Here is a 14,734-nt window from a genome sequence, read left to right as displayed (position 1 = left end):
GCTAAAGAGGATAATCTTTCTTAAAGCTGTCGCGGGTTAGGGGCTGATCTAAGACCACCCCTTCACCGCCTAAAACTTCCAATGGTTTACCATTTACCTCAATGTACACTTTGGCATTGGGGTTTAAACTTGTGGCAGTATAGACTACTTGACCAACCCGACCCATCATTGAAGTACTACCGCCGCCACTGGTGAAATCTTCAGATAGGTTAACGTGTACTTCATCGTTATTTTCTACTTTTAGTCCTAATAACTTAGTACCTTTGGGGATAGTGGTGGAATCTGTTCCTTCTGTCGGCCCTGCTAATAAATTTTGGAAAGCTTTCTCTAAAACTTGATTTGGCTGTGCAGCAGCTACTCTCACTCTTTGGGGAACTAAATCTACGCTATCGCCTTTTGGTTTGAGCCAATAGACACTAGGACTTTGCTCGTTACCTGGTTGTTTGGTCGTTGGCTGTCCTGGTTGCTCAATACCTTGAGAAGGGTTTGATGGTGTGGGATTATTATTGGAGTTGGCAGTTATCCAAGCCACACCGCCAGCGACCGTTACAACTGCTGCTGAGACTGCTGCAATTACACCTGAAGATATACGGTTAGATCCTTGTTGGTTATTCATATTTAAAACCTTCCTGACTGGGGGCTGAAACAGGACTTACACAGAGATGATTTTTTGGAGTTGAGGGTGTAAGGGTATAGGGGTGTAAGGGTGTAAGGGTTTTGAAACCTACACCCCTATACCCCTGTACCCCTAAATTCCTATACCCTTTACCCAAACCATAGGTTTTGCTTCTCATGGGTAATTCCTAAAGGTAGTCTTGTTGTGAAGAGCAGCCTGCTTAAGGACGATGCTGACAAATGGAGAGTTTCCAAAAACTTGAAAGATAACTCTGTAGATTCAAGTGCTGCACTTTCTCAGTTGAGACTTCAAAAGTCATTCTGAAATATGACTTCTGTAATGATTGATGGATCAATATATATGGTTTCACACCTTCACTAAATTATATATTTATTGTCTAGAATTAGGTGATAGGAATTAACCTGCCTTCGTAAATTCTGGATTCTAAATTCTTATTTATTATTTATTTTAGAATTGGTGTTGGGAATTCGTCACCTATCAAATTATGTAAATCTGGAAATGTTATGATTTCTTCAAGTTTTCTACAATTAAATGAGGGATACAGAGGAAATGCGAGTATTTATTACTCTGCATTCCTCGTAATTTAATTTTTCTGCTCTATCGCGGCTTTAATCCACTGCTGGAGTGTGGTAATAACTTCATCAATGGGGATTTCTTGAGATTGGCGAGTTGCCCTTTCTACAATTTCAACTTTACCGTTAGTAATTGCTCGTCCGGTAACAATTCTGTAAGGAATACCGATGAGATCAGCATCTTTGAATTTGACTCCGGCTCTTTCATTACGGTCATCTAATAAAGTTTCTACCCCTGATCGATTCAGTTCAGTGTAAAGCTTTTCCGCAATTTCTACCTGTTGAGCATCGTTAATGTTAGGAATTGTCACAATTGCATGATAAGGAGCGATCGCCACTGGCCAGATAATGCCATCTTTATCATAAGATTGCTCCACGGCTGATTGGGCTAACCTCGATACACCCACACCGTAGCAACCCATAACCAGTGGTTTTTCTTCACCTTGTTCATTAGTATAAGTTGCGCCTAAAGCTTGGGAATATTTAGTCCCTAATTGGAAGATATGACCAACTTCTATTCCTCTAGCACTTTTTAAGATTTGGGTGGAGTCGTGAATAGCGCGATCGCCTGGTCTGGCTTTTCGCACATCTACAACAATTTCTGGTAGGGGAAATTGTTCGCCCCAATTCGCACCTACAACGTGATAGCCAGCTTCATTTGCACCAGTGATGAAGTTTTTTAAATCAACGACTGTTTTATCAACGAACCGGACAAATTTAGGATGAATTTGTTTATTTGCAGCAATATACTCATCAGCAATATCCGGTGCAATGTAGCCTAAAGGTAAAGATTTTGCTGTCCATGTTTGTTGGTTTTCTGCACTGGGAACAGCGAGGCTAATAATTGCCTTTGCACCGTAATTGGAAGCTAATTTTGTCAATTCGTTCTGTAATTTAACTTCATTAACTTCTTGATCACCACGAATAATTACCAGTACCAAAACCGTTACACCATTGTCATAAACGGTTTGGTAGAGAACATTTTTCACTATCTGGGTGGGAGAAGCTTTGAGAAATTGAGTAACTTTCTCAATAGTTTCTGTTCCTGGTGTTTCTCGCTTTTCAAAAGTTGTAAACTGTGACGGTTCTGCATCCGCAGGTAGAGAAACAGCTTTTTCTACGTTAGCCGCATATTTTCCATCATCGGTGTAGAGAACTTCGTCTTCCCCAGCTTCCGCCAACACCATGAATTCTGTAGAACCAGAACCACCAATTGCACCGGAATCGGCTTCTACAGGACGAAATGCTAAACCAGCGCGCCGTAGCATATTGCTGTAGGCTTGGTACATATCTTGGTAGGTTTTTTTCAGGCTGTCTTCATCGACGTGGAAAGAATAGCCGTCTTTCATGATAAATTCCCGTCCGCGCATCAACCCAAACCGGGGGCGAATTTCATCACGGAACTTGGTTTGCAATTGATATAGGTGTATGGGTAGCTGACGGTAAGAGCGAATCATATCACGAGCGATCGCTGTAATTACTTCCTCGTGAGTCGGCCCTAACCCTAATTGTTGCTCACGGCGGTCAATCAGGGAAAACATAATTCCCTCAGCTTTGGTGTAAGTATCCCAGCGTCCCGACTCCTTCCACAACTCCGACGGCTGTAACTGGGGTAACAGACATTCTTGTGCGCCTGTAGCGTTCATTTCCTCCCGCACAATTTGAGAAACCTTTTGCAGTACCCGCCACATCAGGGGGAGATACGCATAAATACCGCTACCGATGCGACGAATATACCCTGCACGTAGTAACAATTTATGGCTAGGAATCTCCGCATCAGCCGGATCATCCCGCAGTGTAACGAATAACATTTGTGACAGTCGCATCGTTTATTCCTTGACTCCTAATTGCAAAATCACTAATTTCTGTATCAACTCAATTACGAAATATCGAACATGAACTATGAATTACAAAATATAGGTTATTCCTAATAAGGGTGTAGGGGTATGGGGGTGTAGGGGTGTAAGGGTAAGAATTTTAGATTCAATCCCAATCCCCAATCCCCAATCCCCAGTCTCCAGTCCCCAATCCCCAATCTCCATGATTTACCAAGCACAACCACCTCTAGAATTTATCCCCCCAGCCTTTAATCCCTTACTTCTGCGATTTGTTCACCTGTTCCTACCAACTTGGATTCGTTCTCAAACAGCCATTAACCAAATTGAAGCAGACAATGCTGAGGTTTTAGCAAATCTCTACCGCGAGTTTCAAGGGGGGAAAATTCGCTTTTTATTGGCGTTTCGCCATCCACAAACGGAAGATCCATTTTCTTTGGTTTATTTGCTTTCTCAACTCGTGCCAAGGGTAGCACGACAGCAGGGTGTAGCACTACAGTCTCCCATTCATGCTCATTTTATCTACGATCGCGGCATTCCTCTCTGGGCTGGGGACTATGTTGGTTGGCTTGCATCTCAATTGGGTGGGACTCCCATACAAAGAGGTAAGGCTGACTGGACGGGGTTACGTTCGGCGCGGGATTTGTTCGCCAATGGCAAATTTCCGATGGCTGCTGCTCCAGAAGGTGCTACTAATGGTTTATCGGAGATGATCAGCCCATTAGAACCAGGTATTGCCCAAATGGGTTTTTGGTGTGCTGAAGATTTGCACAAAGCCGGACGTACCGAGCAGGTTTTAATTGTACCAGTTGGGATTAAATATAGTTACGTTGATGCACCTTGGCAAGCGATCGCCCAGCTTTTAGATGATTTGGCTATGGCTAGCGGTTTACCTGTAGATACAAGCACTAAAACCCAAGTTCCTGATTTAGAGTCACTTTACCCGCGTCTGTTGACTTTGGCGGAACATTTATTGTCTTTAATGGAACAGTTTTACACGCGGTTTTATCATCTCAAGTTATCTCCAGTGACGGAAGGAGTGAGCGATAATCGTAATGAAGCCTTGAAATTACGCTTACAAGCCTTGTTAAACGCTGCACTAGAAATAGCCGAGCAGTATTTTAATTTACAACCAAAGGGACAATTAAGCGATCGTTGTCGTCGGGTGGAACAAGCGGGATGGAATTATATATTTAGGGAAGATTACAAGGATCTTAAAGGATTATCTGCCGTTGAACGGGCATTAGGCGATAGAGTTGCAGAAGAAGCCAATGCAAGAATGTGGCACATGAGATTAGTTGAAAGTTTTGTGGCTGTTTCCGGTAATTATATCCGCGAAAAACCAACAGTAGAAAGGTTTGCGGAAACAGTATTAATTGTTTGGCAGATGTTAGCAAAAATCCAAGGTACGAAATCTTTTAATCGTCCCAAGTTAGGCAAGCAAAAAATCAAGATTACTATTGGTGAACCGCTATCTGTATCGGAATTGTATCCCAAGTATAAAGAGAATCGTTTAGGTGCAAGACAAGCTGTTGCTGATTTGACAAATAATCTACAACAAGCTATGGAAGGATTGATTTAAATTTTACAGCAAGGGCTTTAGTCGAGATAATCTAACTAGGAAACACCTTGGATAAATTCAGAACTAAATCAGAAAAAAATGTTAAATTAACCGACTCATTTGGTAGATAAATTAACTTACTTCGATATCCAAACCTACCTTGTAAATCCTGATAAGGTTCGCTGTAACACTCAAGACATTTATCTACTAAATTAAATATCCAATAATCGACAATACCTGCTTCAGAATAAACAGGTAATTTAATTTCTTGGTCATATTTCAAAGATGAATCTGCAATTTCAATTAATAGTAATATATCAACGGCATTAGGATGAGAAGTAAGATAATCATCATCTCGGTTTTTAACAATTACTCTATCTGGTTCCGGCTCACTATAATTTGATAGTGTAATTGGTTGTTGTCCTCGTAGAGTTGCCATCTCTCCTACCAACTTATATAGTTCCCTCTCTAAACGAGTTTCGCAAACCGCATGAGGTTTACCCTTAGATGTCATCTGGACTATTTCTCCCGTAATTAGCTCAAATCGGTCATTTTCAGCAAAAAAGCCGAGTTCAATTAGACGGTGATATTCATCTACAGTGAAACGTTTAGTAGTAGTGAGGCTCATAACTATGTATGGAAAGGTAAGTTTATCTTTATTTTAAGAGCCGAATTATCAATAAAACCAAAGAAAAAACGAAACGATCGCCCCACAAAGAAGCGATCGCCTATTTTATTATCTAAATGATGGGATTATTTGATTACTCCCGAAATTGCCATGACTTCAGGCTCTACAATTTGGGGAGTAAAGAAACCCTTAGCATATATCTGAGGATTGCTTTGGGCAATTTGTGTATAGGATTGGCGAACCTGGGTATTAACCGCTACAGTTTTCACATCGTAAAGTTGCGTAGCGATTTTGGGGTAGACACCTACACCAATAATCAGCACCAAGAAGGAAACAGCAATAAACACTTCACGGACACTAGCATCTCTGTACACCGCTTCCCCTGGTAAGAGACAGTCTGTACCAAAGCAAGCTGTTCCTTCATCTTCTTGGTTCTGGTAAGCGCCATTGTTAATATTGCAACTGAGTTCTGCACCAGTGCCGTAAAATACCTGTCTCAACATAGACAGTAGATAAATCGGGGTTAAGATAACTCCCACTGCGGCGAGGAATACCATAACAGTGCAGAATGTCGGACTGTAAATATCGCTGGTGGTAACACCAATAAATACCTTAAGTTCGCTGACAAAGCCACTCATTCCTGGGAGTGCCAAAGATGCCATTGTGCCGGCGGTAAACAAAGCGAACACTTTGGGCATAGCTTGACCGATACCACCCAAATTATCCATCGCCATTGTATGGGTGCGATCGTATGTTACACCAGCCAAGAAGAACAACACCGCCGCAATCAAACCGTGGGAAAGCATTTGCAGCATAGCACCACTCACACCCACATCGGTGAAAGAGGCAATACCCAGCAGCACAAATCCCATGTGGGAAACGGAAGAATAAGCAAGGCGGCGCTTCATGTGAGTTTGAGCAAAGGAGTTCAAACCGCCATAGATAATATTGATTACACCCAAAGTTGCTAACACTGGTGCAAAGTAAATATGCGCGTCAGGCAGTAATTCCAAATTGAGGCGAATTAATCCGTAACCGCCCATTTTGAGAAGCACACCTGCCAAAATCATCGATACAGGTGCTGAAGCTTCACCGTGAGCATCAGGCAACCAGGTGTGTAAGGGGAAAATAGCCAGTTTTACACCAAAAGCAATTAGTAATCCAGCATAAAGTAGTAACTCTAAAGCCAGAGGGTAGTTTTTTGCACCGAGTTCGACAATATCGAAAGTAGTATTATCGCCGTAAAGAGCCATTGCCAGCCCAGCGATTAAGATGAAAATCGAGGCTGCTGCTGTATAAAGCAAGAACTTTGTCGCAGCATAGCGGCGTTTCTGTCCGCCCCAAATCGAGACAAGCAAGTAAACAGGAACCAATTCCAGTTCCCACATAATGAAGAATAACAGCAAGTCTTGGGCGACAAATACACCGATTTGGGCAGAGTACAGCACCAACATTAAGAAATAAAACAGGCGAGGTTTGAGATTAACTTGCCATGCAGCCAACATGGAAAGGGTCGTCACAAATCCTGCCAGCAATACTAGTGGCATGGATATTCCATCGACTGAAACCGCCCAGCTAAAACCTATCTGAGGTACCCAATCATATTTCTCCACTAGTTGAAAAGTCGCACTGCTTGCATCGTAATGGTGCCAAAAGGTATAGCACATCAAAACAAAATCCGCGATTCCTACACCCAAGGCATACCATCGCACGAGCTTACCTTCTTTATCAGGCAGCAGGGGAATAAATGCAGAAGCAACGAGTGGTAGTAATATAATCGCGGTCAGCCAAGGAAATCCATCCGCCATCATGTTATTAAGCAAAAATACTTATTGGTGAATGGATCTATTCTATTAAACTTTGTAAACTTTTTATTATAAATATTTACCCCAGTTTTCTATCGATAAAAGCTATTCAATAGTAAAAAACTAATGGATATCATAGACAACAAAATTTTCCCTTGTACACTCATTAAGTGTGTATGGTGCAAGGTCAATTTAAACGTATGAAGTTTTTTTAAATACTCACAGCCTTATATCCCTGCGTCCATAGCAAAACCCAGGTTTCTTGTTTTTATATGTCAGAGCTAAGTATTTAAAACCTCAAGCCTACACCACCTTGAACAGCGACAGCTGCGCCACCACCGTTACGATAGGCATCAAAGGCGATGATGGCATTACCAAACAGAACAGTGTTACTGTTAGGAACAACATAATCAATACCGGGTTGTAGGGCAAAACTAATTTTGTCACCGACAGGAGAAGCACCATTACCGCCAGTTAAAACTAATCCCGCACCTAAGTAAGCATCTGTTTGCCAATTTAAAGGGAGGTCATAGGAAACTGTAGGTACGACTGCGGTATTTTGTCCTACTAAAGCTTGAGCGCGGAAAGAAATTGGTGACTCTAGCAGTTTGTAGCGGAAAGCTAGCACCCCACCAACTTGGATACTATCAGTTAAACCAACAGTAGGCCCAATACCTACATAGCTACCGTATGCAACTTGCGCTTGTGCTGGTTGAGTATTCATCACAAGACTCAAAGCAGAACCAGTTCCCAGAATTGCCACTAAATAAGGTAAACACTTCATCACCTGACTCCTCACACCATATTGGATTTGCAAAGTTCCTTTAAATACCTATGTTATCGCTGATGTTGACCATAGGTCATGAGTAATATACCAGGGAGTGGGGAAAAGATGACATTTAGCCAGCATAGAAATTACGTAATTGATAACAAATCGGACTTACGCATGAAAACGAAAGACCAAGGGTTGGGAGAAGGGTATAGGGGTATAGGGTTTTAGGGGTGGGGTATAAATGTTTGAAACCCTTACACCCTGTCTCAACAGAAAATCTGGGTGCGTGAGTCCTAACAAACTCAAAAATTACCATCTGCGAATTTATTATTACTCACTGTCAAGTACGTTGTTTGCTATTTATTTTCAATAGTTAGAACATTGCTATTGACAAGAGAAAATCCAATTCTAGAGTGATTTGTGGAAGCTTGCACAATTTTACGGCATATTCAATCTAAGAATTAAATTCTTGAGCATTGCGATTTAGCATAAAAAGCCTTGGGAATAACGTTACAAACACTTTCAGCATGATGCTTGTCAATATTCATGATGCAATTGATGCTATATACAATCCCAGTAATGTGATAATAATTTGCATCATATTTAAGCTACTCTTGACAAAGAGTATCAATTTACTAGAGGATTCTGCTAATCTGGTTTTTGATTCATGATGAGGCAGTAAATGGGAATCCAAAATCTTTTTGCAGCAGGCGGCGTAGTCATGTGGCCTCTGTTAGGTTTTTCTGTGTTGGCAGTAGCATTGATTGTTGAGCGTGCCAGATTTTGGCTAAAAATCAACAATCGCCAACAGCGCGTAGTTAGAGATGTGTTGAACCTCTATCGACTAGATAATGTAGTTGGCGCAATAGATAAACTCAGAAAAAATGTAGATTTACCACTAGCGCGTGTCTTTTTATCGGCTTTGGAATTAGAAGAACCAACACCAGAGGAATTTCGCCTGGCGCTAGAAAGCGAAGCTCAAGCCGAAATCCCCGTACTCAAGCGATTTCAAAATATTTTCGACACAATTATCGGTTTAGCACCACTCTTAGGTTTGCTGGGTACAGTGTTAGGTTTGATTACTTCCTTCGCTTCTTTAGATATTGGTGATGTGGGAGGGACAAAAACCGCAGGTGTGACGGCGGGTATTAGTGAAGCTTTAGTATCTACAGCAGCAGGATTGATAGTGGCAATATTCACATTGTTTTTTGCCAACTCCTTTCGGGGACTTTACACCAGACAAATGGCACTATTTCAGGAGTATGGCGGTCAATTAGAATTACTTTATCGCCGCCGCTACGAACGAGGAGAAAGAACCTATGCGTCTACAAGATGAGCCAGATATTCCAGCACAGATCAACATTGTGCCGATGATTGATGTGATTTTTGCGATTTTGACATTTTTTATCATGTCTACGCTGTTTTTAACTCGTTCAGAAGGCTTGCCAGTTAATTTACCAAAAGCGGCAACGGCAAAACAACAGCAAGTACCTGCAAAGATTACGATCACGGTAGATGAACAAGGGGCGGTCAGCTTGAATCGTCAACCGATTCTAGTTGATGCTGTGGCTGGACAGTTGCGTAACCTAGTTGGTGCTAACCAGGAAGCCCTAGTAGTTATTAATGCTGATGAAAGAGTAGGACATGGTAAGGTAGTGGCCATCATGGATCAAGTACGTCAGGTACAGGGAGCAAAATTAGCGATCGCCACTCAAAAACGTTAAGGCTATTTCATAAAGGAAGTTTAGGGGTAAAGTGAACAGTCTTACCCCAAAATTCTTTATCTAGTTTTTGTCGCTTCTGTATTGACTGGCTTTTGATATTTGCCAGGATACTTGCGTTGGAAATAATCTTCCATCACCTTCAGTATCATCGGTGCAGCAACGCTTCCACCACCGCCGCCAGAATGTTCAGCGAAGGCGACAATTAAAATTTCTGGCTTATCAGCAGGCGCATAAGCCCCAAACCAAGCATGATTTTGTTTGACTCTTCCCTTCCAAGCTTCAGCAGTTCCACTTTTACCGGCGACTGGGGGAATTGTTGGCTGATGTAAAACTTTCCCTGTACCATCAGAAATTACCTTGCGTAAACCCTCACGCAAAAGTTTCAAAGTGGTGGGCTTCATTTGTACAAGTTCTCGCCAGCTTCTAGCTTCTTCATTATCTTTGAGTAGATGCGGTTGAACACGATAGCCTCCATTAGCTGGGACAGCAAACATGACCGCAACTTGTAAAGGGGTGGCTAACAAAGCGCCTTGACCAATGGACATATTAATTGTGTCGCCAACAGTCCAAGGCATTTTCCAGACTCTTTGTTTCCATGCTTCATCTGGTACAGAACCTTTTGCTTCCTCCGAAACAAACTCAAAACCTGTTCTCTGACCAAATCCATATTTACGCGTCCATTCAATCAAAGTAGGGCCACCAATTCCTCTACCAATTTGATAGAAGAAAGTATCACTACTCCACTGCATTGCACCAACAAAACCTAAAGGCCCAAATCCCGCGTGATTCCACTCCCCAAATCGAGTTCCACCAATAGTTAAAGAACCGTAGGTTTGTAATACTGTACTGGGAGAAAATTTACCTGATTCTAGTCCAGCTGTCTTCGTAACAATTTTAAAAGTACTAGCAGGCGGAAAAGCACTTAAGGCACGATTAACGAGAGGATGGTCTTCACCTTGGACAGATTCCCAGTCTTTTTGCGTCAGCCGTTGCTTGGAGAAAATGTTCGGGTCAAAAGTAGGGTGAGATACCATTGCTAAGACAGCACCGTTTTTCGGATCCAGGGCAATGATGGTTCCGTTGCGATCGCCTAATGCTTTTTCTGCTGCTTTCTGCACATCTAAATCTATGGTCAAACGTATATCATTACCAGCTTTAGCTTGTTTTTCACCTAGAACCCGCAATGGTCTACCAGCCCCATCAACTTCTACTTGCTGACCACCCCATTCACCTCGTAATGATTTCTCATAGGCTTTTTCCACACCCATTTGACCAATCACATCACCAAGGCGATAGCCGTCCTGCTTCCTAGCTTTTAACTGTTCAGCCGTCAACTCTCGCGTGTAACCCAGAACATGAGCCAATTCTCTCCCGTGGGGATAATAGCGCACAGCTTCCGTGTGTATTTCTACATCTTTAAGTTCACTTTCATATTCTTTGATGGCGGTAATTTGGGCTTCATCCAAATTACGAGCAATGCGAATGAGTGAAGAAGAGTTAGCACCAGCTTCTTCTAATTTTTTTTCGATTTCTTCTTGGGGAATCTCCAAAATTTTTGCCAGACGCGGCCCAACAACCGACCACGAGGCTTTAGTGTGAGCCATCGGCCAAAGATAAATAGAACGAGGATAACGTGTACTGGCTAAAAGTTTGCCATTGCGGTCAAAAATATTACCTCTTTCTGGTTGTTTAGGGATGACTCGAACCCGGTTTGACTCTGCTTTCTGCTTGAATTGGGAGCCTTCAATAATTTGTAAGTACACTAACCGCGTACTAATTCCCGCCGTCATTAGCAGGGTAAATATAATCAAAAATGTGGACTGAAAACCCCTGCCAACAGTTCGTTTATCTTTTTTACCCAGTAGGGAAGATGGTTGCAATAAAGCCATAATACTTAAAGAATTGCTCAGATAATAATATTTGTATGCAGTTAATTGTCCTATATTGTTATCACCCTATTCAGGGTAATAGCACTTAATAAACTTAGCTATGGCAAGTTATTTTAAATCAGTTCTGTACTTCTTGAACTAGTTCTTCATTGCGTTTTTTGAATGGTTAGTGTTGATTGGTAATGGGTAATGGGTAATTGCCCTATTAATATAGTCTCTGCATCTTGATCTATTGGAAGTAAAAGCAGAAAGCAAGTGTGATGAGAATGAGCGACAAAGCTGCGGTCTGATTCCATAGTCGAATCTGGGACAATTTTAATTATCATAGGTCACTCCATCAATGGTAAAAGAAGCAGGTACAACAAGATGAGCCACCTGTGATTAGGTATAAATATACAGTGCAGAGTCATAAGATCGATAAAAATCCTCAAAATGCCGATAACTTGTATATGATTCCCAAAATGACTATGGCTATTTAACTTGTAACAATTTAGTCAGTGTATTTATAAACAAATCTTTTTAGCAGACTACAATGAACCAAAGGCTATGAAGAGTTTGCTTAATCGACTACATTAATACACAAAATCTCGTAAGATCACGGCATTCTACTGATGAATATGGCTCAAACTGCGACGCAGAATCCCAGGGGCGCAAAAACACTTCTCCCCCTTGATGTTGAACTACGTAACGTATTCAAGTTTTTCAACCAAGAACCGGCGGTACATGGAGTGGACTTGGATGTGAGACAAGGGGAATTCTTTAGTATTCTTGGCCCTTCTGGCTGTGGTAAGACAACAACACTACGTTTAATAGCCGGATTTGAACAAGTTGATGCTGGTAAGTTACTGATTCAGGGTCAGCCGATGACCAATATTCCGCCTTACCGCCGACCAGTTAATACAGTATTTCAAAGTTATGCTCTATTTAATCACCTTAACGTCTGGGATAATGTTGCTTTCGGGTTGCGGCTAAAGAAATCCCGGAAATCAGAAGTAGAAAGCAGAGTTAAAGAAGCTTTAAAACTGGTAAAAATGGAAAGTTTGCGATCGCGCTTTCCTAGTCAACTGTCCGGTGGTCAACAGCAGCGCGTTGCTTTGGCTAGGGCTTTGGTGAATCGTCCGGCTGTGGTGTTGCTGGATGAACCGTTGGGGGCGTTGGATTTAAAACTGCGTAAGGAAATGCAGGTTGAGTTATCAAATTTACATAAAAACCTGGGTTTGACCTTCATTATGGTAACTCATGACCAGGAAGAGGCGTTATCTTTGAGCGATCGCATCGCGGTGATGAACCAGGGGAAGATTGAACAAATTGGTACTCCCCAAGAGATTTACGAACGTCCAAAAACTTCCTTTGTCGCTGATTTCATCGGTGATACTAATTTGTTTAGTGGTGAAATCACCCTATTAGAAACTGAATATATTCAAATTGTTACCAAAACTGGACTCACAATTGTAGTCGCCCGGAATGAAGATACACCCGCAGAATTATTAAAACCTGTGGTTGTCAGTGTGCGACCAGAAAAAATTCAACTTTCCCTTTATCCGCCTAGTGCAGTCCATAATTCTTTTGAAGGAAGGTTGATAAATGTCATGTATTTAGGAACTCACGTTAATTATCTTGTCCAATTAATTAACGGCATTAATATTAATGTTTTACAACCTAATACTTTTGGCAATTTACCAGACCGTGAAACACCTATTTATGCTTGGTGGGCAGAAAATGATTGTTTGGCTATTAGTCAATAGTCCAGAGCCAATAGTCCAGAGTCCAGAGTCAATAGTCAATAGCTAGATGGGTAGTAAGTATTTTAGGGAATTACGAGTTTATCAATTAGCAGAGAAGTTAGCTGATGAAATTTGGCAAATAGTCAATGATTGGGATATGTTTGCTAAAAACACAATAGGTATACAGATAGTACGTTCAGCAGATAGCATTGGGGCGAATATAGCAGAAGGTGTTGGCAGAGGTAGTTACCAAGACGATAAAAGATTTATCAGAATAGCAAGAGGTTCATTAAATGAAACCCAACATTGGTTGAGGCGAGCGTACACTCGTCGATTGTTAACCTTAGAACAAATAGATAGATTAAAGCTCATGATTAATGATCTAGCACCTCAATTAAACTCCTACTTAAATTCGATTGGCAAAAATACTAAATAGGAATTATCAATTCTGAAATATAGACTATGGACTATTGACTAATGACTAATAGAAGAAAATTTCTACGAGGAATCACAGCAATTTCCAGTTTATCTTTAGCAAGTTGTGGCTGGAAATTAGCTGATGTGCGAGCTTCTAGTTCTTCTGGTCGCAGTGACCAATTGTATCTTTATACTTGGACACAGTATTCTGATCAGAAACTATTACAAACTTTTAGCGCCCAAACTGGTATGAAGGCGCTTGTTGATGTCTATGATTCTAACGAAGTAATGCTAGCTAAACTCTTAGCTGGAGGTGGCGGTACTTATAGTCTGATTTATCCATCTGATTATATGGTACAGAAGATGGTAGAAAGAAATTTATTAAGTGAATTAAAACACGATCGCCTAGTTGGATTAGATAATTTATTTCCACAATTCCAAAATCCTAGTTATGACCCTAAAAATCGCTATAGTATCCCTTTTAATTGGGGAACAACGGGTTTAATCTATAACTCGGAGATTCTCAAAGAAGCACCAGAAGACTGGGAATATCTTTGGCGGAATCAAAAGTTCCTCAGTAAGCGTATAACTTTACTTAATGATGTGCGTGAGGTTATGGGTGCGGTGTTGCGGATGTTGGGTTATTCCTATAACTCGCAAAATGAAGCCCAAATTAAACAAGCTTATGAAAAGTTAAGTACACTCAAACCAGCGATCGCCGCTTTTGACACTGATGCTTGGCGTAATCAAATTTTAGCAGGCGATTTGGTATTAGCAATGTGTTATTCAGCTGATGCAACCAAAGTAATTAAAGAAAATCCTAAACTGAAATATGTTATTCCCCGCAGTGGTTCTTCATTGTGGACTGATACAATTGTTATCCCCAAATCAGCGCCCAACTTAGATGGTGCTTATGCCTGGATTAATTTTATTTTACAACCAGAAGTAGCAGCTGCCACAAGCGAACGGCTGAAGATTTCTACTCCTAATAATGCTGCATTTGAACAATTACCAAAACAAATTAAAAGTAATGAAAATTTATATCCTCCATCATCAATTCTAGACAAATGTGAACGCATTAGTCCAGTGGGGCCATTTGAAGAAGTTTATGAACGCTACTGGACGCAACTAACTAGTAGTTAATTATTAGTAATTGATAAGTAGTCAACA

13 protein-coding genes are annotated in these 14,734 nt (G+C 41.2%); 6 read left to right on the top strand and 7 right to left on the bottom strand.

All coding sequences use genetic code 11. The annotated features are described in order from the left end of the window. Position 1 precedes the first annotated feature (1 nt). Positions 2 to 616 carry a GerMN domain-containing protein gene (locus tag H6G14_RS17680; RefSeq protein ID WP_190568651.1) on the bottom strand — a complete coding sequence of 205 codons (615 nt, stop codon included), beginning with the start codon at positions 614 to 616 and terminating at the stop codon, positions 2 to 4. Positions 617 to 1,220: 604 nt separating this feature from the next. Then, a complete protein-coding gene (locus H6G14_RS17675; protein ID WP_190568650.1) occupies positions 1,221 to 3,035 on the bottom strand; it encodes a proline--tRNA ligase in 1,815 nt (604 codons plus the stop codon). Between the two features lie 214 nt (positions 3,036 to 3,249). On the opposite strand from H6G14_RS17675, the gene H6G14_RS17670 reads away from it, so the two are divergent. After that, on the top strand, positions 3,250 to 4,626 hold the full coding sequence (locus H6G14_RS17670; protein WP_190568649.1) for a 1-acyl-sn-glycerol-3-phosphate acyltransferase: 1,377 nt from the start codon (positions 3,250 to 3,252) through the stop codon (positions 4,624 to 4,626). A gap of 31 nt (positions 4,627 to 4,657) precedes the next feature. Here the strand turns inward: H6G14_RS17670 and H6G14_RS17665 are convergent, their stop codons facing one another. The 3 genes from H6G14_RS17665 to H6G14_RS17655 all read right to left on the bottom strand — a co-directional run bounded on the left by H6G14_RS17665 (position 4,658) and on the right by H6G14_RS17655 (position 7,822). After that, positions 4,658 to 5,233, bottom strand: coding sequence for a Uma2 family endonuclease (locus tag H6G14_RS17665; protein WP_190568648.1), 576 nt, complete (start codon positions 5,231 to 5,233; stop codon positions 4,658 to 4,660). A gap of 125 nt (positions 5,234 to 5,358) precedes the next feature. Beyond that, positions 5,359 to 7,044, bottom strand: coding sequence for an NAD(P)H-quinone oxidoreductase subunit 4 (locus H6G14_RS17660; RefSeq protein WP_190568670.1), 1,686 nt, complete (start codon positions 7,042 to 7,044; stop codon positions 5,359 to 5,361). Between the two features lie 283 nt (positions 7,045 to 7,327). After that, positions 7,328 to 7,822 carry a hypothetical protein gene (locus H6G14_RS17655; RefSeq protein ID WP_190568647.1) on the bottom strand — a complete coding sequence of 165 codons (495 nt, stop codon included), beginning with the start codon at positions 7,820 to 7,822 and terminating at the stop codon, positions 7,328 to 7,330. A 670-nt stretch (positions 7,823 to 8,492) separates the two neighbouring features. On the opposite strand from H6G14_RS17655, the gene H6G14_RS17650 reads away from it, so the two are divergent. Together H6G14_RS17650 and H6G14_RS17645 are read left to right on the top strand one after the other, a co-directional pair. Then, positions 8,493 to 9,146, top strand: a complete 654-nt coding sequence (locus tag H6G14_RS17650) for a MotA/TolQ/ExbB proton channel family protein (protein WP_190568646.1) — start codon at positions 8,493 to 8,495, stop codon at positions 9,144 to 9,146. After that, a complete protein-coding gene (locus H6G14_RS17645; protein ID WP_011319089.1) occupies positions 9,130 to 9,534 on the top strand; it encodes an ExbD/TolR family protein in 405 nt (134 codons plus the stop codon). The genes H6G14_RS17650 and H6G14_RS17645 overlap by 17 nt, the downstream gene beginning before the upstream one ends. Positions 9,535 to 9,590: 56 nt before the next feature. Here H6G14_RS17645 and mrdA read toward each other — a convergent pair whose 3' ends face one another. Together mrdA and H6G14_RS33370 are read right to left on the bottom strand one after the other, a co-directional pair. Next, on the bottom strand, positions 9,591 to 11,423 hold the full coding sequence (gene mrdA, locus H6G14_RS17640) for a penicillin-binding protein 2 (RefSeq protein WP_190568645.1): 1,833 nt from the start codon (positions 11,421 to 11,423) through the stop codon (positions 9,591 to 9,593). Positions 11,424 to 11,569: 146 nt separating this feature from the next. Continuing rightward, the gene (locus H6G14_RS33370) at positions 11,570 to 11,749 is read right to left on the bottom strand and encodes a hypothetical protein (RefSeq protein ID WP_206757607.1); all 180 of its coding nucleotides are present in this window, start codon (positions 11,747 to 11,749) and stop codon (positions 11,570 to 11,572) included. A gap of 285 nt (positions 11,750 to 12,034) precedes the next feature. On the opposite strand from H6G14_RS33370, the gene H6G14_RS17635 reads away from it, so the two are divergent. Genes H6G14_RS17635 through H6G14_RS17625 form a run of 3 tightly spaced genes read left to right on the top strand, consistent with a single transcriptional unit; the run spans position 12,035 to position 14,707 of the window. Beyond that, entirely contained in the window at positions 12,035 to 13,168 is a 1,134-nt protein-coding gene (locus tag H6G14_RS17635; protein WP_190568644.1) for an ABC transporter ATP-binding protein, read from the top strand. A 46-nt stretch (positions 13,169 to 13,214) separates the two neighbouring features. Next, positions 13,215 to 13,583, top strand: a complete 369-nt coding sequence (locus tag H6G14_RS17630; protein WP_190568643.1) for a four helix bundle protein — start codon at positions 13,215 to 13,217, stop codon at positions 13,581 to 13,583. 41 nt (positions 13,584 to 13,624) lie between these two features. Next, positions 13,625 to 14,707: a polyamine ABC transporter substrate-binding protein gene (locus H6G14_RS17625; protein WP_190568642.1), complete on the top strand. Its 1,083-nt coding sequence runs from the start codon at positions 13,625 to 13,627 to the stop codon at positions 14,705 to 14,707. The last annotated feature ends 27 nt before the right edge of the window (positions 14,708 to 14,734 follow it).

This window comes from Nostoc parmelioides FACHB-3921, from assembly GCF_014696625.1.
Lineage (GTDB): Bacteria > Cyanobacteriota > Cyanobacteriia > Cyanobacteriales > Nostocaceae > Trichormus > Trichormus parmelioides.
The sequence above is the reverse complement of the archived record's forward strand: the minus strand, read 5'-3'. Positions and strand labels throughout refer to the sequence as shown.

Excerpts from the sequence above, each read along its gene's own strand:
- H6G14_RS17635 (WP_190568644.1), top strand. The coding sequence starts at position 12,035 with ATGAATATGGCTCAAACTGCGACGCAGAATCCCAGGGGCGCAAAAACA.
- H6G14_RS17655 (WP_190568647.1), bottom strand. The coding sequence starts at position 7,822 with ATGAAGTGTTTACCTTATTTAGTGGCAATTCTGGGAACTGGTTCTGCT.
- H6G14_RS33370 (WP_206757607.1), bottom strand. The coding sequence starts at position 11,749 with ATGATAATTAAAATTGTCCCAGATTCGACTATGGAATCAGACCGCAGC.
- H6G14_RS17650 (WP_190568646.1), top strand. The coding sequence starts at position 8,493 with ATGGGAATCCAAAATCTTTTTGCAGCAGGCGGCGTAGTCATGTGGCCT.
- H6G14_RS17625 (WP_190568642.1), top strand. The coding sequence starts at position 13,625 with ATGACTAATAGAAGAAAATTTCTACGAGGAATCACAGCAATTTCCAGT.
- H6G14_RS17645 (WP_011319089.1), top strand. The coding sequence starts at position 9,130 with ATGCGTCTACAAGATGAGCCAGATATTCCAGCACAGATCAACATTGTG.
- H6G14_RS17630 (WP_190568643.1), top strand. The coding sequence starts at position 13,215 with ATGGGTAGTAAGTATTTTAGGGAATTACGAGTTTATCAATTAGCAGAG.
- H6G14_RS17675 (WP_190568650.1), bottom strand. The coding sequence starts at position 3,035 with ATGCGACTGTCACAAATGTTATTCGTTACACTGCGGGATGATCCGGCT.
- H6G14_RS17670 (WP_190568649.1), top strand. The coding sequence starts at position 3,250 with ATGATTTACCAAGCACAACCACCTCTAGAATTTATCCCCCCAGCCTTT.
- H6G14_RS17680 (WP_190568651.1), bottom strand. The coding sequence starts at position 616 with ATGAATAACCAACAAGGATCTAACCGTATATCTTCAGGTGTAATTGCA.
- H6G14_RS17660 (WP_190568670.1), bottom strand. The coding sequence starts at position 7,044 with ATGATGGCGGATGGATTTCCTTGGCTGACCGCGATTATATTACTACCA.
- mrdA (WP_190568645.1), bottom strand. The coding sequence starts at position 11,423 with ATGGCTTTATTGCAACCATCTTCCCTACTGGGTAAAAAAGATAAACGA.
- H6G14_RS17665 (WP_190568648.1), bottom strand. The coding sequence starts at position 5,233 with ATGAGCCTCACTACTACTAAACGTTTCACTGTAGATGAATATCACCGT.